The organism is Terribacillus sp. JSM ZJ617 (assembly GCF_044383785.1).
In the GTDB taxonomy this organism is placed as follows: domain Bacteria; phylum Bacillota; class Bacilli; order Bacillales; family Amphibacillaceae; genus Terribacillus.
Window position 1 is genome coordinate 223,657 of sequence record NZ_JBISEQ010000002.1, and the last position, 19,570, is coordinate 243,226.

Consider the following 19,570-nt stretch of genomic DNA (forward strand, 5'->3'; position numbering starts at 1 on the left):
AGGTGGAAGAATGCGACAAAGTAAAACATTTATACCAACATTAAGAGAAGTTCCAGCAGATGCAGAGGCGATCAGCCATCAGCTGCTAGTCAAAGGCGGATATATCCGCCAGACTGCTTCTGGAATCTATAGCTATCTGCCGCTCGGCACAAGAGTGCTGCGAAAAGTGGAAGCGATCATCCGTGAGGAGTTGGATCGCACCGGAGCGAGCGAGATGCTCATGCCGGCACTTCAGCCTGCAGAGCTATGGAAAGAGACAGGCCGCTGGAAGGTTTACGGACCTGAACTGATGCGTATGCATGACCGGAACAATCGGGAATTCGCACTTGGTCCTACTCATGAGGAAGTAACGACTAGCTTAGTACGTGATGAATTGAACAGCTACAAGAAATTACCGCTTACGGTGTATCAGATCCAGACGAAGTACCGGGATGAACAGCGTCCTCGTTTCGGTCTATTGCGCGGCCGGGAATTTATCATGAAAGATGCATATAGTTTCCATGCGGACTACGAAAGTTTGGATGAAGCCTATGAGACTATCTCTGACGCTTATCATCGCATCTTTAAACGGGTAGGGTTGAATTTCCGAGCAGTAGTGGCTGACTCAGGTGCAATGGGCGGTAAGGATACGCACGAATTCATGGCACTTGCTTCTGTTGGAGAAGATACGATCGCCTTCAGTGATGTATCGGACTATGCTGCCAATATTGAAATGGCAGAAGTAATCGATCAAGGCCAAAAGCCTGATGCAGAACCACTTACCCTTGAGAAGATTGAGACTCCTAACGTGAAGACAATGCAGCAAGTGGCTGATTATCTTGGTCACACGCTTGAAGAAGGTCTAAAGGCAGTTGTATTCAAAGTGGATGATCGTCTTGTCATGGTTATTTCACGCGGTGATCATGAAATTAACGACATTAAGGTAAAAAACCTTTACCAAGCACAGATTGTCGAACTTGCCGATGAAGCAGAAGTAAAAGAACTGCTTGGCGCCGGGTTTGGTTCTCTAGGTCCAATCAATGTGCATGAAGATATCGACGTTATTGCAGATAACGCTGTTAAATATGTAGCTAATGTAACTTGCGGAGCGAACGAAGATGGCTTCCATTTTAAAAATGTGAACCCAGAACGTGATTTCCAAGTGAAGCAATATGCTGATCTTCGTTTCATCCAAGCAGGTGATCCTTCTCCTGATGGCCAAGGCACAATCCAATTTGCTGAGGGTATCGAAGTAGGACAAGTATTTAAGCTTGGTGAATTCTATGCGGAAAAAATGCAGGCTAAATTCCTTGATGAACAAGGGAAAGCGCAGAACTTAATTATGGGATGTTATGGAATAGGTGTATCGCGTACACTTGCAGCGGCTGTCGAACAGCATAGCAGGGAAGGTGCGATTGTATGGCCTAAATCCATCAGTCCATTCCAAGTACATCTGATCAGCCTTAACCCGAAAAAAGACGACCAGCGTGAATTGGCTGATCGACTATATGAAAGATTACTTGAAGCGGGCGTCGATGTGTTGTACGATGATCGTAAGGAACGAGCCGGTGTCAAATTCGCTGATAGCGATTTGATTGGTATTCCAGTTCGCATCACAGTAGGCAAACTTGCCGCTGATGGCCAAGTGGAAGTGAAGTTCCGTGATACAGAACAAGAAGCAGTTTCACATGAGAATGATTTGCTTGATCAAATAGCTGCTTACCTATAAAAATGTACAAGCCCTTGTCAATCCATTGACAGGGGCTTTCGCAAGACCGCAGTACCAGTAGCGGGGGAGGAGAAGTCACAATGAGTTTAAGCCGTAATGAGAAAATGGACATGCTCCTTGAGCAGATTCAGCTTGATACAGAAACTATCGAAGCTCATTTTAAAGAGAGTCAGCTGGAGAAACTGGAAGTCGATCCGAAAGAAAAGTCCTGGCACTTTCATTTTCAATTGGCAAATCTGCTGCCTCCAACCATATATAAAATATTCACTGCTAAGCTGACAGAAGCCTTTGCGCACATTGCAGCTGTGAATTGGTCGATCCGATGTGTGACGAATACAGTGGAAGCTGAACACATCCAGGATTATTGGAAGGATTTTGTACTAACTTATCCAAAACTGTCACCTGCTTATAAGGATCTTGTTCAAACACAGGTCCCTTTAGTTAACGGTAATAAGATTATGTTAACTGCTAGGAATGAAGCAGAAGCTAGTGCCCTGAAAAAAAGACTTGAACCGGCCTTTCAAACGTATTGTGAGAAAATCGGTGCAGGCCTTTACATGCTTACTGTTACCGTTCAAGAACAGAACATGGAAGAACTGACGAAATTCCGTGAGCAGAAAGCAATTGAAGATAGCCTTCTCGTTCAAAAGGCTATCAAGGATTCAGAAGACCGTGCGAAGAAGCAGGATGAGACTCCTCAAGGTCCTGTTATGATTGGTTATGCTATCAATGACGAAATCACACTCATGCGGGATATTCAGGATGAAGAACGTCGTATGGCAGTTCAGGGGTATGTTTTTGATGTGGACATTCGTGAATTGCGCTCTGGCCGTCACTTGCTCATCGCCAAAGTAACGGACTACACAGACAGTTTCCAAATCAAGATGTTCTCTAAGGGCAATGAAGATGCTGATAAATTCAAGCAGCTCAAAAAAGGTATGTGGATAAAAGCGCGCGGAAGCATCCAGACAGACAACTTCACAAATGAACTGACGATGATGGCAAATGACATCAACCAGATCACTGTCACGCTTCGCCGAGATGAAGCAGAAGAAGGGGAGAAGCGTGTCGAATTGCATGCGCATACGCTTATGAGCCAGATGGATGCTGTTACATCGGCCAGTCGTTTGATTGAAACAGCAGCCAGATTCGGACACGAAAGCATAGCGATCACGGATCACGCTGTCGTACAGAGTTATCCGGAAGCCTTTGCTGCTGGTAAGAAAAACAATGTAAAAGTAATCTATGGCTTGGAAGCCAACCTTGTCGACGATGGCGTTCCGATTGCATACAACAGCAAGGATATCAATTTGGAAAAAGCTACTTATATCGTATTCGACGTGGAGACGACAGGTCTTTCTGCTTCCTATGATAAGATAATCGAATTGGCTGCAGTGAAGTTCCATGATGGAGAAATTGTCGACCGCTTTGAACGGTTTGCTAATCCGCACCAAAAGCTAAGTCAGACGATTATCGACCTGACAGGCATAACGGATGATATGCTCGTTGATGCACCTGAAATCGAGGATGTACTGAATGATTTCAACGCCTGGATGGGCGACGATGTTCTAGTTGCCCATAACGCCAGCTTTGATATGGGATTTTTGAATCAAGGGTTCAAGCGAATTGGTTTGGAGAAGGCGTCGAATGCGGTTATTGATACATTGGAACTTGCCAGGTTCCTGTTTCCGCAGCTGAAGAACCACCGTTTGAATACGCTATGTAAGTTCCTCGATATCGAATTGACACAGCATCACCGGGCAATTTACGATACGGAGGCTACTAGTTATCTGCTTTGGCGTTTATTAAAAGAAGCATTCAATAAAGAAATCATGAATCATAATCAGCTTAACAACTATATGGGGGAAGGAAATGCGTACCAGCGTTCCCGTCCCTACCACTGTACGATTTATGTTCAAAATGAAATCGGCTTAAAGAATATGTATAAGCTCGTCAGCATGTCGCATGTTGATTACTTCTACCGTGTTCCGAGAATTCCCCGTTCGAAGCTTGAACAGCATCGGGAGGGCTTGATCATCAGCTCTGGCTGTGACAAAGGTGAAGTGTTCGAGGCGATGATGCAAAAATCGAAGGAGGATGCAGCAGAAGCCGCAGCTTTCTATGATGTGATTGAAGTGCAGCCCCCAGCTAACTATTACCATTTGATCGAGAAGGAGCTGGTGCAGAATGAAGCACATCTATTTGACATTCTTCGGAATCTTGTAGAGTTAGGCGAGGATCTGGATAAACCAGTTGTTGCGACAGGTAACGTGCACTATATAGAAGAGCATGAAAAACAGTACCGAAACATTCTGATCAAGACACAAAATGGTAACCCGCTCAGCAGGCAGACATTGCCGGATGTCCATTTCCGCACGACAGCTGAGATGTTGGCTTGCTTCGATTTCCTGCCTTCTGAAAAAGCGAAAGAGATCGTTGTGACGAACACGAAAAAAGTGTCTGACATGATGGAAGATGTAAAACCGGTAAAAGAAGATCTGTACACGCCTAATATCGATGGTGCAGAGGACGAGATGCGCCAGATGAGCTATGATCGTGCCCGCAGCATTTATGGCGATACATTACCGGAAATAGTCGAGAAACGAATCGAAAAGGAACTGAAAAGTATAATCGGCCACGGATTTGCCGTTATTTATCTTATTTCACACAAGCTAGTGAAGAAGTCTCTGGAAGACGGATACTTGGTAGGATCACGTGGATCTGTCGGTTCGTCATTGATCGCGACGCTTACCGATATTACCGAAGTTAACCCGCTGCCGCCGCATTATGTATGCCCAAGCTGCAAGTATAACGAGTTCTTCAACGATGGGTCTGTCGCCAGCGGTTACGATTTGCCTGAGAAGAATTGTCCGTCATGCGGTGAATCTTTGAAGCGGGATGGACAGGATATTCCTTTCGAAACCTTCCTTGGTTTCAAAGGAGATAAAGTTCCCGATATCGATTTGAACTTCTCCGGTGCTTACCAGCCGCAAGCCCATAACTATACGAAGGTACTGTTTGGGGAAGACAAGGTATATCGTGCCGGTACAATCGGTACTGTAGCAGAAAAAACAGCCTATGGTTATGTGAAAGGCTATGCCAGCGATAATCAGCTTCATATCCGAAATGCGGAAGTGGACCGTCTCGTTCAAGGCTGTACTGGGGTGAAAAGGACAACCGGTCAGCATCCAGGTGGTATAATTGTTGTGCCGGATGACCAAGATATATATGACTTCACACCTATCCAGTTCCCTGCAGATGACCGCAATTCAGAATGGAAAACGACCCACTTCGATTTCCACTCGATTCATGATAATCTGCTGAAACTGGATATACTCGGACACGATGATCCGACCGTCATCCGTATGCTTCAGGATTTGTCCGGTATCGATCCAAAAACTATTCCGACAAATGATCCGGAAGTAATGAAGATCTTTTCCGGACCAGAAGCATTAGGTGTGACGGCAGAACAAATTATGTGTAAAACAGGTACACTCGGCGTGCCAGAGTTTGGAACGCGTTTTGTCCGACAGATGCTGGAGGATACGAATCCATCCACTTTTGCCGAGCTTGTCCAGATTTCCGGACTATCCCATGGTACAGATGTATGGCTAGGCAATGCCCAGGAATTGATCAACAGCGGCATTTGCACATTACCTGAAGTAATTGGCTGTCGTGATGACATCATGGTTTATCTGATGCACCGGGGTCTTGATTCATCGCTTGCGTTCAAGATCATGGAGTCTGTCCGAAAAGGGAAAGGGCTTCAGGATGAATGGATCGAAGAGATGAAGAAGAACAATGTACCGGATTGGTATATCGATTCATGTCTGAAAATCAAGTACATGTTCCCAAAAGCCCACGCAGCTGCATATGTTCTTATGGCTGTAAGGATTGCCTACTTCAAGGTGCATCATCCGATTCTCTTCTATGCTGCGTACTTCAGTGTACGTGCTAGTGATTTCGAGCTTGATACGATGATCAAAGGACCAGAAGCAATCCGCCAGCGTATAAACGAAATCAACCAAAAGGGTCATGATGCTTCTCCAAAAGAGAAGAACCTTGTGACGGTACTGGAGCTATCCCTTGAAATGTGTGAGCGGGGCTTCCATTTCCAGCGGGTTGATTTGTACAAATCCAGTGCTACTGACTTTCTTGTTGACGGAGACAGCTTGATTCCGCCGTTCAATGCAATTGACGGACTAGGTACCAATGCTGCGCTCAATATCGTGAAAGTACGGGAAGATGGAGAGTTTCTGTCGAAAGAGGATTTGCGTGAACGAAGCAGGATTAGTAAAACGGTATTGGAGTATATGGATCAGCATGGCTGTCTGGAAGGAATGGCCGACCAGAACCAGCTTTCGCTATTCTAACAGGATTCTTGCCTAAATAAGAAACTTGTGGTATATTATCCAATAGCGGTATTGATACGAACCAGATCAAGAGTGGGATTACCCACTCTTTTTCATACCCATGGATTCGGCATCAAGTTTGTAAGGGGAGCGCCTCTTCGTTTTTTGTAGCAAAAAGCACATGATAAACATTGTTCCCTTGCTTCCATTTCGGGCAAGGGTTTTCTATTGAGAGGCTACACCCTTACCCATTTAAAAGTAATATTCGCCTGAAAGCGTGCAGTAAAGGAGGAAGCATTTTGGCAGCCAATATAACGGAAGTTACGGAAAGCTATCTACAACCGATCGTGGAAGAGCTGCAGCTTGAGTTGGTTGATGTAGAATTCGTCAAGGAAGGCAAGAATTGGTTCCTGCGTGTTTATGTCGACAAAACGGAAGGCATCGATATCGAGGAATGCGCCATCGTCTCTGAGAAGTTGAGTGAGATCCTAGATGAGAATGACCCGGTTGATTTTCCGTACTTTCTGGAGGTTTCTTCGCCAGGAGCGGAAAGACCACTGAAAACGAAACAAGCAATCACAAAAAGCATCGGTAAGACAGTACATGTAAAGCTATATGAGCCGATCGATAACGAGAAAGAGTATCAAGGTACATTGAAGGCGTTCGAAGACGATGTATTGACATTGGAAGTCATGATCAAAGCGAGGAAAAAGGAAGTGTCCCTTCCATATGAGAAAATCGCGAAGGCACGTCTGGCTGTAACGTTTAACTAAAGGGGGATATACGAGTGAGCAGCGAGCTTTTTGATGCCATTACTTATTTGGAGAAAGAGAAAGGGATTAACAAAGACGTCCTGATCGAAGCGCTGGAAGCAGCCTTGATCTCCGCTTATAAAAAGAACTTCAAGTCTGCAACGAATGTTCGTGTTGATTTGAATGAAACAACTGGGTCCATGAAAGTTTTCGCCCGTAAAGATGTTGTCGAGGAAGTCGAGGACAGCCAGCAGCAAATGACACTGGATGAAGCTCGTGCTATCTCTGGTACGTACGATATCGGCGATGTCGTTGAAATTGAAGTGACACCGAAGGACTTCGGCCGTATTGCAGCGCAAGCAGCGAAGCAAGTCGTTACACAGCGTGTGCGTGAGGCAGAGCGCGGCGTCATCTTCAGCGAATATGCAGATAGGGAAGAAGATGTCATGACTGGTATCGTCTCCCGTAACGATCCAAGATTCATTTATGTGGACCTTGGCAAAATCGAAGCGAAATTGCCGGAAAGCGAACAGATGTCTACGGAAAAATATGAAATCCATGACCGCTTGAAGGTATACGTGACGAAAGTGGAGAACACGAACAAAGGACCGAGCATCTTCGTTTCCAGGACTCACCCAGGTCTTTTGAAGCGATTATTTGAAATGGAAGTGCCAGAAATTTATGATGGTACTGTAGAGATTCGTTCTGTGGCACGTGAGGCTGGAGATCGTTCTAAGATTTCTGTCTATGCATCCCAAGCGGAAGTCGATCCTGTCGGTTCCTGTGTTGGTCAGCGCGGTCAGCGTGTCCAAGCAATCGTGAATGAATTGAAAGGTGAAAAAATTGATATCGTAGAGTGGTCGGAAGATCCAGTTGAGTACGTATCAAATGCGCTTAGTCCTTCCAAGGTCATCTCTGTGCTTGTCGATGAGGAAGAAAAAGCGACAACGGTCATCGTACCTGATTACCAGCTTAGCCTTGCAATCGGGAAACGTGGTCAGAATGCCCGCCTGGCAGCGAAATTGACAGGCTGGAAAATCGATATTAAATCTGAGACCGAAGCACGCGAGCTTGGCATATTGACTAAGCAGGATGCAGAAGCTGACGACTTCGACGATTTTGACGACGAAGACACATATTGATAAGGGGCGCTGTATATGAAACAAAAGAAAGTTCCGCTTCGAAAATGTGTGGTTTCCAACGAAATGAAGCCAAAACAGGAATTGATCCGGGTTGTCCGCAGCAAGGAAGGCGATGTCTTTGTGGATGAAACCGGTAAAAAGAACGGTCGCGGTGCGTACGTCTCGAAGGATGCGGCTATCATAGAAAAAGCGAAAAAACAAGATACGCTGGCGCGGCACTTGAATACACAGATCGATGATTCTATTTATGAAGAACTTGCGCGATTAGCGAAAGGTCAGCACTCATGAGTAAAAATTATTTGAATTTGTTAGGCTTAGCTGTACGTGCCGGGCAGTGCACCTTCGGAGAAGATGCAATTGTCCGGGATATCCAGCGGCAGAAAGCAAAGCTAGTAATAGCTGCCAGTGATGTCGGTCCCCAAACCCTGAAGAAACTTCGCAACAAGACCGATTACTACAACATCGCCTTTCTGCAGGTAGAGGAGGACCGGGATCAATTATCACAAGCGATTGGTAAATCCGGCAGAGTCGCAATTGCCATTTTGGATCAAGGCTTTGCAGACAAATTGAAATCTTTGCTCACTGAATCCACTCGGAGGTGAACGTATGTCAAAGATTCGTGTTTATGAATACGCAAAAGAGAAGAACGTTTCCAGTAAGGAAATCATTACTAAACTTAAAAGTATGAATATCGAAGTATCCAATCATATGTCCATGATTAATGAAACGGCAAAAGACAAATTGGATAAGAGCTTCACAGCAAAAAGCGCGGGTAGCGAGAAAGTAGCGATTAAAACGGGGAACTCAACAAACACAACCAACTCAGCAAATAATAGCGGACAGAACAATAAGCCGAAAAGCAAGAGTGGCGGCGGTCCACAGAACCGCAACCAGCAGCGTAATGGTAATAAAAAACCAGGCAAAGGCGGACAGAACAACAATAGACGCGGCGGCCGCAACAATAACCGGGGTAAAGCACCGCAGCAGAAGCGTCCAGAAATGCCGACTCCAGATAAAATCACCTTCAAAGAGTCTTTGACTGTTAGTGAATTGGCAGCAAAGCTTCATAGGGAGTCCACTGAAATCATCAAAAAGCTCTTCCTTCAAGGTGTCATGGCAACAAAGAACCAGGACTTGGACAAAGATGCTATTGAATTGATCTGTGCAGAATACGATGTCGAAGTAGAAGAAGAAGTAGATGTTGACGTAACAGATTTGGATAACTACAAAATCGAAGATAAAGCTGATGAACTGCAGGAACGTCCTGCCGTTGTCACAATCATGGGACACGTTGACCATGGTAAAACAACTTTGCTTGATTCTATCAGAGATACGAAAGTGACCGAAGGAGAAGCTGGCGGAATTACGCAGCATATCGGTGCATATCAAGTTGAAGAAAATGGCAAGAAGATCACCTTCCTTGATACTCCTGGACACGCAGCTTTCACAAGCATGCGTTCCCGTGGTGCACAAGTAACAGATATCGCGATTTTAGTTGTAGCTGCAGATGACGGTGTTATGCCGCAGACTGTCGAAGCGATCAACCATGCGAAAGCTGCGGAAGTGCCGATCATCGTAGCGGTTAACAAAATCGACTTGGAAGGCGCTAATCCAGACCGAGTGATGCAGGAGCTTACTGAGCATAACCTGATCCCTGAGGATTGGGGCGGTGATACAATCTTCGTTCAGCTTTCTGCGAAAAAACGTGAAGGTATCGACGATTTGCTTGAAATGATCTTGCTTGTAACCGAAGTTGAAGAATTGAAAGCAAACCCGAACCGTTCTGCAGAGGGTACTGTAATCGAAGCACAATTGGATAAAGGTCGCGGTCCTGTAGCAACATTGCTTGTACAGAATGGTACGCTTAATATCGGCGACAGCATTGTTGTCGGTAATACATTCGGCCGCGTGCGTGCAATGGTGAATGATTTGGGACGCCGTGTGAAAACAGCTCCTCCATCCACACCGGTTGAGATCACTGGCTTGAACAGTGTACCGAATGCAGGTGACCAGTTCATGGTATTCGAAGACGAGAAACAAGCTCGTCAAGTAGGGGAAGCAAGACAGCAGAAGCAAGTGGAAGAAAATCGTTCCAGCGGAGCACGTGTCAGCCTTGAGGATCTGTTTAACCAGATCAAGCAAGGGGAAGTGAAAGATATCAACTTGATCGTGAAAGCGGACGTGCACGGTTCCGTAGAAGCGATGGCTGCGTCCCTGGAGAAAATCGAAGTGGAAGGCGTTAAAGTCCGCATCATCCACACAGGTGTAGGCGCAATAACGGAATCTGATGTTATTTTGGCATCTGCTTCAAATGCGATTATCATCGGTTTCAACGTTCGTCCGGATACAAATGCGAAAAAAGCTGCAGAATCTGAAAATGTCGATATCCGCCAGCATCGCATCATCTATAAAGTAATCGAAGAAATTGAATCCGCAATGAAAGGGATGCTTGATCCTGAGTTCGAGGAGAAAGTCATCGGACAAGCGGAAGTTCGTCAAATTATCAAGGTCTCCCGTATCGGTACGATTGCGGGAAGCTATGTAACAGAAGGTAAAATCACACGTGATGCTTCCATCCGTGTCATCCGTGATGGTATTGTAATCGTTGAGGATGAAATTGATTCCTTGAAACGTTTCAAGGATGATGTACGTGAAGTTGCTACAAACTATGAGTGTGGAATCACATTGCAGAACTTCCACGATCTTAAAGAGGGCGACACATTCGAAGCGTATGTAATGGAAGAAATCGAAAGAAAATGATTCTGGCTGCCGTTGTAGAATGTATGATCTATGACGCGCATTCTCTCAAGGATAAGCGTTCGGTCGTAAAACGAATCACTTCACGAATCGGGGGATCCTTCAATATCGCTATCAGCGAAGCAGACTACCATGATCTATGGCAGCGCACTTGCTTTGAACTGGTAACGACTTCTCCTGATCGTGTTCGTGCTGAACGGGTAATGGACCAAGCGCTTGCTTTGATTGATTCTTTTCCGGAGATCGAGAGAACAGCTACTGATAAGCAGTGGCTTTAGCATCCCTCCGAATGATGATGAGGTGATAATATGAGTGAACTACGTGCAAATCGTGTCGCAGAGCAAATGAAAAAAGAACTAGGCGACATCATTTCAAGAAAGATAAAAGATCCGCGAGTGGGCTTTGTCACGGTGACGGATGTCGAAGTGACTGGAGACCTGCAGCAGGCGAAAGTCTACATCTCCGTCCTTGGCGAGGAGAAGCAGAAGCATAATACACTTCTTGGCCTTTCAAAAGCGAAAGGATTCATTCGTTCCGAAATCGGCAAACGCATCCGTTTGCGTAAAACACCGGAACTGGCATTTGAATTCGATGAAGCGGTCGATCAAGGTAATCGGATTGAGCATCTTCTGAAAGAGCTTAATGATACCGACAGATAAGATACAACAGAGAATCCCTTCGCCCTTCATGGGAGGAAGGGGTTCTTTTTTTACATAGCAAAAAGGGGTGCTGACATTGGATGGGATCCTAGCATTATGGAAACCAAAAGGGATGACCTCCCACGATTGTGTGTTCAAAGCACGCAAGATATTACAGACGAAGAAAATCGGGCACACAGGTACGCTGGACCCTGATGTAGAGGGTGTATTGCCACTTTGTATCGGCCAGGCGACAAAGATCGTACCTTATTTGACGGATACCTCCAAAACCTATGTGGCTGAGATCACACTGGGTTCTTCAACTGAGACAGAAGATAAAAGCGGGGAGGTAATAGAGGAGAAACAAGTCGCTGAACCGATTTCTTTGCAAGATATCGAGAAGGTACTCGAATCATTCACCGGTGAAATCGAACAGATACCGCCAATGTATTCTGCAGTTAAGGTAAACGGCCGTAAACTATATGAATACGCGCGGAAAGGAGAGCACGTGGAGCGACCGATACGCCATGTGACGATTCATGAAATTGTACTGGACCATGCATCTGTAAACGAAGATGGAAGTGTGTTCCGGTTCACAGTAAGCTGTTCGAAAGGCACCTATATCCGGACCCTTTGTGTGGATATAGGAAAAGCACTAGGCTATCCAGCTCATATGAGCGACCTGGTACGGATCCAGGCTGGAGCATTTCGTACACAGGATACAGTCACTTTTGCTAAAATGGAAGAGGCGATGCTTACAGGGAATATGGAACAATTGCTGCAGCCCGTCACGAAAGCGATTGAATTCATGCCGCTGATCGAGGCAGATGATGCAATTGAACTAAAAGTCAGGTACGGCCAGCGACTCTCTCGGCCGGCAGAAGCAAGTCTATACCGGGTGCAAAGAGCTGATCAGCTTCTCGGTATTTACGAGACACATCCTGACTATCCACATTTACTGAAGCCAAAACGAGTATTCGTATCAGGGAAAGCAGGTGGCACAGATGCAAACGATTAAACTGGATTATTCAGAAACAATGAAACTACATGATATGCCTGCTGTAAGTGCAGCAATTGGCTTTTTCGATGGCATTCACCGCGGGCATCAAGAAGTCATCAAGCATGCGATAGATGCTGCTCAGGAAAAACAGCTGAAAAGTGCGGTCATCACCTTTCATCCGCATCCATCCGTTGTGTTGGGTAAAGCGGATACGAGAGAAGATTATCTCACTCCGCTCCGTGAAAAGGAAGCAATTCTGGAAAGCATGGGCATCGATTATCTTTATTTGATCGGCTTCACGAAAGAGTTAGCTGGTCTTAGTCCCGAGAACTTCATCGAACGCTTTATCGATGGATTAGCAGTTCGTCACTTAGTATCGGGTTTTGATTTCACATACGGAAAAAAAGGTGCAGGTAATGCGGATACTCTTCAGAATGCTGCCGAGCACCATGGATTTACGTATGAGGCAGTAGCGAAAGTGGAAAATGCGGAAGAGAAAATCAGTTCCACAAAAATCCGTCAGCTCGTAGCCAAAGGAAATATCGAAGATGCTTTGGATTTGCTTGGTCATCCGCTTACATTGACTGGAGAAGTCATCACTGGTGATCAGCGCGGACGAACAATCGGCTATCCGACGGCGAATATCCGAATCGCAGACGAGTATTTTCTTCCAAAGGTGGGTGTTTATGCTGTAGAAGTGCTTGTAAATGGGGAGACATATGCCGGTATGGCAAACCTCGGCTTCAAACCTACCTTCCAGCAGGATGCAGTCGTGCCGAATCTGGAAGTACACATCCTTGACTTCGATGAGCAGATCTACGGTGAAGATGTGACGGTCTCTTGGCGTAAATTCATTCGGGAAGAAGTCAAATTCAATGGAATTGATGCACTTGTTGCGCAGCTTGATCGAGATAAAGAGCAGATTAGCGCATATTTTGCATAGAATCTTGTCCGGGAGACTTGCAATCTATCTGTAAAAAGTGTAATCTGGACTATGGAAAACCTTCGCTTGGCAATTTGCTGCTCCGGCGATTGCTCGGGGAATGGGGTTTACAAATAGAATTTTCAGGAGGAATAACAAATGGCAATTACTAAAGAACGTAAGAATCAACTTATCGCAGAATACAAAACACACGACACTGACACTGGTTCACCAGAAGTACAGATCGCTGTATTGACGGAGGAAATCACTACACTTAATGAACACCTTCGTACACACAAAAAAGATCACCATTCACGTCGTGGCCTATTGAAAATGGTTGGTCGCCGTCGTAACTTGTTGAACTATCTTCGCGATAAAGATGTTACACGTTACCGTGAGCTAATTCAAAAACTTGGCCTACGCCGATAAGATTGACTAAGAAGCGGGAATTATTCCCGCTTTTTCTATAGGAGAAAACCTATTTTACATAGTGTGATAAACGTTGCCTGGACTGGAGCATAATACAGACAGGGACATGATGCAAGATAAATGAGAGGGGCTTTATTCATGGCAGACCAAAAACAAGTGTTCTCCACTGAAATTTCCGGACAGACTTTCTCTGTTGAAATTGGAGAACTTGCCAAGCAAGCGAACGGCGCTTGTCTCATCCAGTACGGCGATACGTCCGTACTATCGACTGTCACTGGTTCGAAGGAACCGAAGGACCTACCGTTCTTCCCGCTGACAGTGAACTACGAGGAAAGACTTTATGCAGTAGGTAAGATACCAGGCGGTTTCATTAAGCGGGAAGGTCGTCCGAGTGAAAAAGCAGTACTTGCTTCACGCCTGATTGACCGTCCGATTCGTCCTTTATTCCCGGATGGATTCCGAAATGATGTACAAGTAATCAGCATGGTCATGAGTGTGGATCAGGATTATTCTTCTGAAATTGCTGCAATGATCGGTTCTTCCATTGCCATCAGCATTTCTGATATCCCCTTCCATGGTCCGATCGCTGGTGTAGTAGTCGGTCGTGTTGATGGCGAATTCGTCATCAATCCAACGAAAGAACAGCAAGAGAAAAGTGACATCGATTTAACTGTAGCTGGAACAAAAGATGCAATCAACATGGTTGAAGCAGGTGCGCAGGAAGTGCCGGAAGACATCATGCTGGAAGCAATCATGTTCGGTCATGAAGAGATCAAACGACTTGTCGCTTTCCAGGAAGAGATCGTTGCTGCTGTCGGCAAAGAGAAGATGGAAGTGAAGCTCTTCGATTTGGACAAGGAATTGACAGAAGATGTGAAAAGCCGCTGCTACGATCAACTGAAAGCTGCAATCGAGGTGCATGAGAAAAAAGCACGCGAAGCTGCAATCACTGAAGTGAAGAACGAAATGGTTGCGTTCTATGAAGAACAAGAAACCGACGAAGATACAATCAAGCAAGTGAAGGGTATCCTTGATAAACTTGTGAAGGAAGAAGTCCGCCGTGCCATCACGAAGGACAAGATCCGTCCAGATGGACGCGGAGTGGATGAAATCCGTCCATTGTCTTCCCGTATCGGAGTACTTCCTCGTACACACGGGTCTGCTTTATTCACACGCGGCCAAACGCAGGCACTAAGTGTTTGTACGTTGGGCGCACTTGGTGATGTACAGATTCTGGATGGTCTTGATACAGAAGAAACGAAGCGTTTCATGCATCACTACAACTTCCCGCATTTCAGCGTCGGAGAGACTGGGCCAATCAGAGGACCAGGACGCCGCGAAATCGGTCATGGTGCCCTTGGTGAGCGTGCTTTGGAGAAAGTCATTCCAGATGAGAAGGATTTCCCTTATACAATTCGACTTGTATCTGAGATCCTTGAATCGAATGGTTCAACATCACAGGCTAGTATCTGTGCCAGCACAATGGCTATGATGGATGCAGGTGTACCAATCAAAGCACCAGTTGCCGGAATCGCAATGGGTCTGGTAGCTTCTGGTGATGATTATACAATCCTTACCGATATCCAAGGCATGGAAGATGCACTAGGCGATATGGACTTCAAAGTTGCCGGAACTGAAAAAGGTGTAACAGCACTGCAAATGGATATTAAGATCGAAGGCTTAAGCCGTGAAATCCTGGAAGAGGCACTTACACAAGCTCGTAAGGGGCGTCTGGAGATCCTTGGTCATATGATGTCTACAATCAGCGAACCGAAGCAAGAGCTTTCCGCTTATGCTCCTAAGATCCTGACGATGACAATCAATCCGGATAAGATCCGTGATGTAATCGGACCAAGTGGTAAACAGATCAATAAGATCATTGAAGAAACTGGCGTTAAGATCGATATCGAACAAGACGGTACTGTATTCATTTCTTCTACTGAATCTGAGAAGAACGAACAAGCGAAGCAGATTATCAGTGACATCGTGCGCGAAGTCGAAGTTGGCGAAGTTTACGATGGTACAGTAAAGCGAATCGAGAAATTCGGTGCTTTTGTTGAATTGTTCAAAGGAAAAGATGGCTTGGTTCATATCTCTGAACTTGCAGAAGAACGTGTAGGCAAGGTTGAGGATGTCGTCAAGATCGGCGACAAACTGAAAGTGAAAGTCAAGGAAATCGACCGTCAGGGCCGAGTCAACCTTTCTCACAAACAGTTATTGATCGAAGCTAAGAAAGAAAAAGAAGAGCAGGAAACTGCTGAATAATATGTAAGAGAGAAGAAACTGGTTTAGCCAGTTTCTTTTTTTTAGCGGATAAACATGCTATGCTTGTTCTTCCTTGTCCTACCCCCTCATAAGCTAGACTAGAGGAGGGATGGGAATGCACCGGATTATCATTCACCTGGTCGTATTTATCACACTGCTGTTTCTGCTCATCGATAGCGGGCATATGCCTTTTCAGGCAGCGTCTGTCAACCATCATCCAGTTTTTTCTGATATAGCAGTACGAGCAGATGAACAGGAACTGCGGCAGGAAATCGAAGCGGTGCGCGAAGAAGTCGAACAGCCGGCTGAAAACGCGCGAATCGATAAGATATGGAAAAAGGTGCCTGGAAAGGCTGGCATCAAAGTAGACGTCGACGCTTCTTTGGAAAAGATGAAGAAGGCAGGTATATTCGATCGGGAACTGCTTGTAGTGGAAGAAGTCGAACCTGAAATCACACTTGATGAGCTGCCGGCATCGCCAATATACCGTGCCAGGGAGGATCAGGAACAGGTCGCCTTATTGATCAATGTTTCCTGGGGGGAAGACCATATTCCTGCAATTCTGCAGACACTGAAGGATGCAAATGCCAAGGCCAATTTCTTTATCGAGGGTAAATGGGCGAAAGAGCATAACCAGCTAGTCGAGATGATTAAAGAAGAAGGACATGTAATCGGGAACCATGCATATAACCATCCTGATATGAGTCGAATGAGCGAGACTGATTCGGCGGAACAGATAAGCCAAACAAATGAAATCATTCACGCGATAACAGGTGACAAACCAGTCTATTTTGCGCCGCCAAGCGGGAGCTTTAATGATGGAACAATACAGGCTGCCAATGAACAGGGGATGGAGACGATTCTTTGGTCTGTCGATACCATTGATTGGCAAAAACCGACAGTTCCTGTTATGATGAAACGCGTGACCGAAAAACTGCATCCTGGAGCTTTCATCTTGATGCATCCTACTCCTGTTGTGGAGGCTGGATTAGCTGATATGTTAAAAGCCATTAAAGAAAAAGGGTACAGTGTATCGACTTTGGATACGATATTGGATGAAGGAAGATAATGGTACAGCGAGATATACTGCTGATTGGGAGGATTTGAATTTGCTGCAGACGCACACTTGCAAAAATGGACTACGAGTTGTAGTAGAAAACATGCCATCGGTACGTTCCGTAACGATCGGCATTTGGATTTTGACTGGTTCACGAAATGAAGAAGAGAAGAATAACGGTTTGTCACACTTTTTAGAGCATATGTTTTTCAAAGGAACGAAAAATAGATCCGCCAAAGAACTAGCGGAAGCTTTCGATGCCATCGGAGGCATGGTCAATGCTTTCACCTCTAAAGAGTATACATGCTATTACGCGAAAGTGTTGGATACACATAAGGAATACGCACTGGAAGTCCTAGCTGACATGTTCTTTGAATCTCAATTTGCACAAGAGGAAATTGTGAAAGAGCAGAAAGTTGTCTTAGAAGAAATCAAGATGGCAGAAGATACGCCGGATGATATTATCCACGACTGGCTGGCAGAAGCTGCTTACGGAAAACATCCGCTTGGATTGCCTATTCTCGGTACAGAAAGCACACTTATGAGTTTCACAAGTGAGTCAGTAAGAAATTACAAAGAGTCTCATTATGTGCCGGAGAAGATGGTTATTTCTGTCGCTGGAAATGTGGATGAATCTTTCATCAAGACTGTAGAAGACCAGTTTGGAACATTCCAAGCTGAATCTGCCCATAAAGCGCTTGATGTACCGCCATTTACACCAAATACGATCAGCCGATCCAAAGAAACCGAACAAGCTCATTTAACGATTGGGTATCAAGGTTTGGAACTGGACGATCCGGCTAGCTATAGTCTGATGGTTGTGAACAATGTACTGGGCGGCAGCATGAGCTCAAGATTATTCCAGGATGTGCGAGAAGAGAAAGGTTTAGCTTATTCCGTGTATTCCTACCATAGTACGTACCTGGACAGCGGCATGCTGACTATCTATGCTGGAACGGGTAAAGAACAGCTGGATGAGCTTCAGGAAACGATCCGTTTGACGCTGGAAAAACTGAAGGCTGACGGCATCACTGACAAAGAGTTCCGCAATACGAAAGAGCAGCTGAAAGGGAATTATATGCTTGGGCTGGAAAGTACGAACAGCAGAATGAGCCGAAATGGCCGTAATGAATTGCTGCTCGGCAAGCACCCTTCCTTGAATGAATTGATTGAGAAAATCGATAATGTGACGATGGATGATGTCAATGCTGTCATCCAGAAGATATTCGGCAAAGAACAAGCAAGAGCGATTGTTGCACCAAAATAAAAGGAGCTGATCTGCTTTGCGTTTCAAGGACATAGGTGATAAAGAGATCATTGATGTGAACAACGGCGAGCGTTTAGGTGTGCTTGGTCAGACTGATATAGAGTTCAACCCTGTCACAGGAAAAATCGATGCATTTCTCATACCGAATTACAAATGGTTCGGGTTGCGCAAGGAAGGCAGCGATAATCGCATTGCCTGGGAGGAAATCCAGACAATCGGAAAACATATGATTTTAATACGGACGTAAAAAGCCAGTGCATAACGCACTGGCTTTTTTTGTGTTTGCACTATGCCCCAATTCAATCACTCCTTACGGTAATCCTCATATGATAACTCGAAAGCAACTAATCTCTTGATGAAGATCTAATAAAATACGCTGCAGAGCGAGGTGAGAGTTTGACCACTGAATTGACTATCGCTGTCCTTGGCGGTGATGCCCGCTACTTGGAGATGATTCGCAGCTTGCAATGCAGTGCGAATGCATCTGTATTTGCGGTGGGCTTCGAACAAATCAGTAAAAGCTTCACCGGCGGTATCCAGCGGGAGTTAGAGGACATAGATCCGCATAGTCTAAATGCGGTTATTCTTCCGATTCCCGGAGTTGGCTCTAATGGACAGATCGAAACAGTATTCTCCGATAAGAATATTCAGCTGACTGAAAGCTGGGTAGATCAACTGCCTAAGGATTGTGTCATTTTTACTGGTATTACAAATGACTATCTGACGGAATTATGCGAGAAACGGAATTTGCGTCTTATTTCCTTGTTCGACAGAGATGACGTCGCAATTTATAATTCCATTCCGACTGCCGAGGGAGCTATCATGACTGCAATCAAACATACTGATTTCACCATTCATGGCTCCAAGGTCGTTGTACTTGGATTCGGTCGTGTAGGTATAAGTGTGGCAAGCAAATTCGATGCACTTGGCGCCAATGTGCAGGTCGGATCAATCCACGATGCTGATATAGCACGGATTAGTGAAATGGGAATGCATGCGTTCTTCCTCGATCGCCTTCCGGAAATGGTAAAGGATACTGATATCCTGATCAATACCATACCAGCCCTTGTCGTAAAGAAAGCAATCATCGAACAGCTGCCTGTCCAGACACTGATCATCGATCTTGCTTCCAAGCCGGGCGGAGTAGACTTCGACTATGCGAAAAAACGAGGAATCGAAGCAATCCATGCATTAAGCCTGCCTGGTATCGTCGCCCCTAAAACTGCTGGAAATATATTGTCCGTCGTCATTAAACAGATTTTAACCAACAGCTGAAGGAGG

At 45.4% G+C, this 19,570-nt stretch carries 17 protein-coding genes; all 17 read left to right on the forward strand.

The genetic code is table 11. The features are described from left to right. Nucleotides 1-10 precede the first annotated feature (10 nt). The 17 genes from ACH6C1_RS07400 (at nucleotide 11) to dpaA (ending at nucleotide 19,564) form a co-directional block, all read left to right on the forward strand. Nucleotides 11-1,708 carry a proline--tRNA ligase gene (locus ACH6C1_RS07400; RefSeq protein ID WP_374076023.1) on the forward strand — a complete coding sequence of 566 codons (1,698 nt, stop codon included), beginning with the start codon at nucleotides 11-13 and terminating at the stop codon, nucleotides 1,706-1,708. Nucleotides 1,709-1,788: 80 nt separating this feature from the next. Continuing rightward, nucleotides 1,789-6,081: a PolC-type DNA polymerase III gene (locus ACH6C1_RS07405; RefSeq protein WP_374076025.1), complete on the forward strand. Its 4,293-nt coding sequence runs from the start codon at nucleotides 1,789-1,791 to the stop codon at nucleotides 6,079-6,081. A 278-nt stretch (nucleotides 6,082-6,359) separates the two neighbouring features. Then, a complete protein-coding gene (gene rimP / locus ACH6C1_RS07410; protein WP_095223151.1) occupies nucleotides 6,360-6,833 on the forward strand; it encodes a ribosome maturation factor RimP in 474 nt (157 codons plus the stop codon). Nucleotides 6,834-6,847: 14 nt separating this feature from the next. Next, a complete protein-coding gene (nusA, locus tag ACH6C1_RS07415; protein ID WP_095223152.1) occupies nucleotides 6,848-7,954 on the forward strand; it encodes a transcription termination factor NusA in 1,107 nt (368 codons plus the stop codon). Nucleotides 7,955-7,969: 15 nt separating this feature from the next. After that, the gene (gene rnpM, locus ACH6C1_RS07420; RefSeq protein WP_374076028.1) at nucleotides 7,970-8,242 is read left to right on the forward strand and encodes an RNase P modulator RnpM; all 273 of its coding nucleotides are present in this window, start codon (nucleotides 7,970-7,972) and stop codon (nucleotides 8,240-8,242) included. After that, nucleotides 8,239-8,556, forward strand: coding sequence for a L7Ae/L30e/S12e/Gadd45 family ribosomal protein (locus tag ACH6C1_RS07425; protein WP_374076030.1), 318 nt, complete (start codon nucleotides 8,239-8,241; stop codon nucleotides 8,554-8,556). Before rnpM ends, ACH6C1_RS07425 begins: the two co-directional genes overlap by 4 nt. A 4-nt stretch (nucleotides 8,557-8,560) precedes the next feature. Continuing rightward, nucleotides 8,561-10,714, forward strand: coding sequence for a translation initiation factor IF-2 (infB, locus tag ACH6C1_RS07430; RefSeq protein ID WP_095223155.1), 2,154 nt, complete (start codon nucleotides 8,561-8,563; stop codon nucleotides 10,712-10,714). Continuing rightward, a complete protein-coding gene (locus tag ACH6C1_RS07435; protein ID WP_095223156.1) occupies nucleotides 10,711-10,989 on the forward strand; it encodes a DUF503 domain-containing protein in 279 nt (92 codons plus the stop codon). Before infB ends, ACH6C1_RS07435 begins: the two co-directional genes overlap by 4 nt. Nucleotides 10,990-11,019: 30 nt before the next feature. Next, complete coding sequence (rbfA, locus tag ACH6C1_RS07440; RefSeq protein ID WP_095223157.1) at nucleotides 11,020-11,370, forward strand: 30S ribosome-binding factor RbfA; 351 nt, start codon at nucleotides 11,020-11,022, stop codon at nucleotides 11,368-11,370. 76 nt (nucleotides 11,371-11,446) lie between these two features. Next, on the forward strand, nucleotides 11,447-12,367 hold the full coding sequence (truB, locus tag ACH6C1_RS07445; RefSeq protein WP_374076034.1) for a tRNA pseudouridine(55) synthase TruB: 921 nt from the start codon (nucleotides 11,447-11,449) through the stop codon (nucleotides 12,365-12,367). After that, nucleotides 12,354-13,292: a bifunctional riboflavin kinase/FAD synthetase gene (locus ACH6C1_RS07450; protein WP_374076036.1), complete on the forward strand. Its 939-nt coding sequence runs from the start codon at nucleotides 12,354-12,356 to the stop codon at nucleotides 13,290-13,292. Before truB ends, ACH6C1_RS07450 begins: the two co-directional genes overlap by 14 nt. A gap of 138 nt (nucleotides 13,293-13,430) precedes the next feature. Beyond that, the gene (rpsO, locus tag ACH6C1_RS07455) at nucleotides 13,431-13,700 is read left to right on the forward strand and encodes a 30S ribosomal protein S15 (RefSeq protein WP_095223160.1); all 270 of its coding nucleotides are present in this window, start codon (nucleotides 13,431-13,433) and stop codon (nucleotides 13,698-13,700) included. Nucleotides 13,701-13,838: 138 nt separating this feature from the next. Then, nucleotides 13,839-15,965, forward strand: coding sequence for a polyribonucleotide nucleotidyltransferase (pnp, locus tag ACH6C1_RS07460; RefSeq protein ID WP_095223161.1), 2,127 nt, complete (start codon nucleotides 13,839-13,841; stop codon nucleotides 15,963-15,965). Nucleotides 15,966-16,080: 115 nt separating this feature from the next. After that, on the forward strand, nucleotides 16,081-17,034 hold the full coding sequence (locus ACH6C1_RS07465) for a polysaccharide deacetylase family protein (RefSeq protein ID WP_374076039.1): 954 nt from the start codon (nucleotides 16,081-16,083) through the stop codon (nucleotides 17,032-17,034). Between the two features lie 40 nt (nucleotides 17,035-17,074). Next, nucleotides 17,075-18,289: a M16 family metallopeptidase gene (locus ACH6C1_RS07470; protein WP_366249900.1), complete on the forward strand. Its 1,215-nt coding sequence runs from the start codon at nucleotides 17,075-17,077 to the stop codon at nucleotides 18,287-18,289. A 16-nt stretch (nucleotides 18,290-18,305) separates the two neighbouring features. Then, complete coding sequence (locus tag ACH6C1_RS07475) at nucleotides 18,306-18,536, forward strand: YlmC/YmxH family sporulation protein (protein ID WP_038560328.1); 231 nt, start codon at nucleotides 18,306-18,308, stop codon at nucleotides 18,534-18,536. A 149-nt stretch (nucleotides 18,537-18,685) separates the two neighbouring features. Continuing rightward, complete coding sequence (dpaA, locus tag ACH6C1_RS07480) at nucleotides 18,686-19,564, forward strand: dipicolinic acid synthetase subunit A (protein WP_374076042.1); 879 nt, start codon at nucleotides 18,686-18,688, stop codon at nucleotides 19,562-19,564. Nucleotides 19,565-19,570: the final 6 nt, after the last annotated feature.

What these genes read in the sequence shown, in the direction of transcription:
- ACH6C1_RS07400 (WP_374076023.1), top strand. Translation starts at nt 11, where the DNA reads ATGCGACAAAGTAAAACATTTATACCAACATTAAGAGAAGTTCCAGCA.
- ACH6C1_RS07405 (WP_374076025.1), top strand. Translation starts at nt 1,789, where the DNA reads ATGAGTTTAAGCCGTAATGAGAAAATGGACATGCTCCTTGAGCAGATT.
- rnpM (WP_374076028.1), top strand. Translation starts at nt 7,970, where the DNA reads ATGAAACAAAAGAAAGTTCCGCTTCGAAAATGTGTGGTTTCCAACGAA.
- ACH6C1_RS07425 (WP_374076030.1), top strand. Translation starts at nt 8,239, where the DNA reads ATGAGTAAAAATTATTTGAATTTGTTAGGCTTAGCTGTACGTGCCGGG.
- infB (WP_095223155.1), top strand. Translation starts at nt 8,561, where the DNA reads ATGTCAAAGATTCGTGTTTATGAATACGCAAAAGAGAAGAACGTTTCC.
- ACH6C1_RS07435 (WP_095223156.1), top strand. Translation starts at nt 10,711, where the DNA reads ATGATTCTGGCTGCCGTTGTAGAATGTATGATCTATGACGCGCATTCT.
- rbfA (WP_095223157.1), top strand. Translation starts at nt 11,020, where the DNA reads ATGAGTGAACTACGTGCAAATCGTGTCGCAGAGCAAATGAAAAAAGAA.
- ACH6C1_RS07450 (WP_374076036.1), top strand. Translation starts at nt 12,354, where the DNA reads ATGCAAACGATTAAACTGGATTATTCAGAAACAATGAAACTACATGAT.
- rpsO (WP_095223160.1), top strand. Translation starts at nt 13,431, where the DNA reads ATGGCAATTACTAAAGAACGTAAGAATCAACTTATCGCAGAATACAAA.
- pnp (WP_095223161.1), top strand. Translation starts at nt 13,839, where the DNA reads ATGGCAGACCAAAAACAAGTGTTCTCCACTGAAATTTCCGGACAGACT.
- ACH6C1_RS07465 (WP_374076039.1), top strand. Translation starts at nt 16,081, where the DNA reads ATGCACCGGATTATCATTCACCTGGTCGTATTTATCACACTGCTGTTT.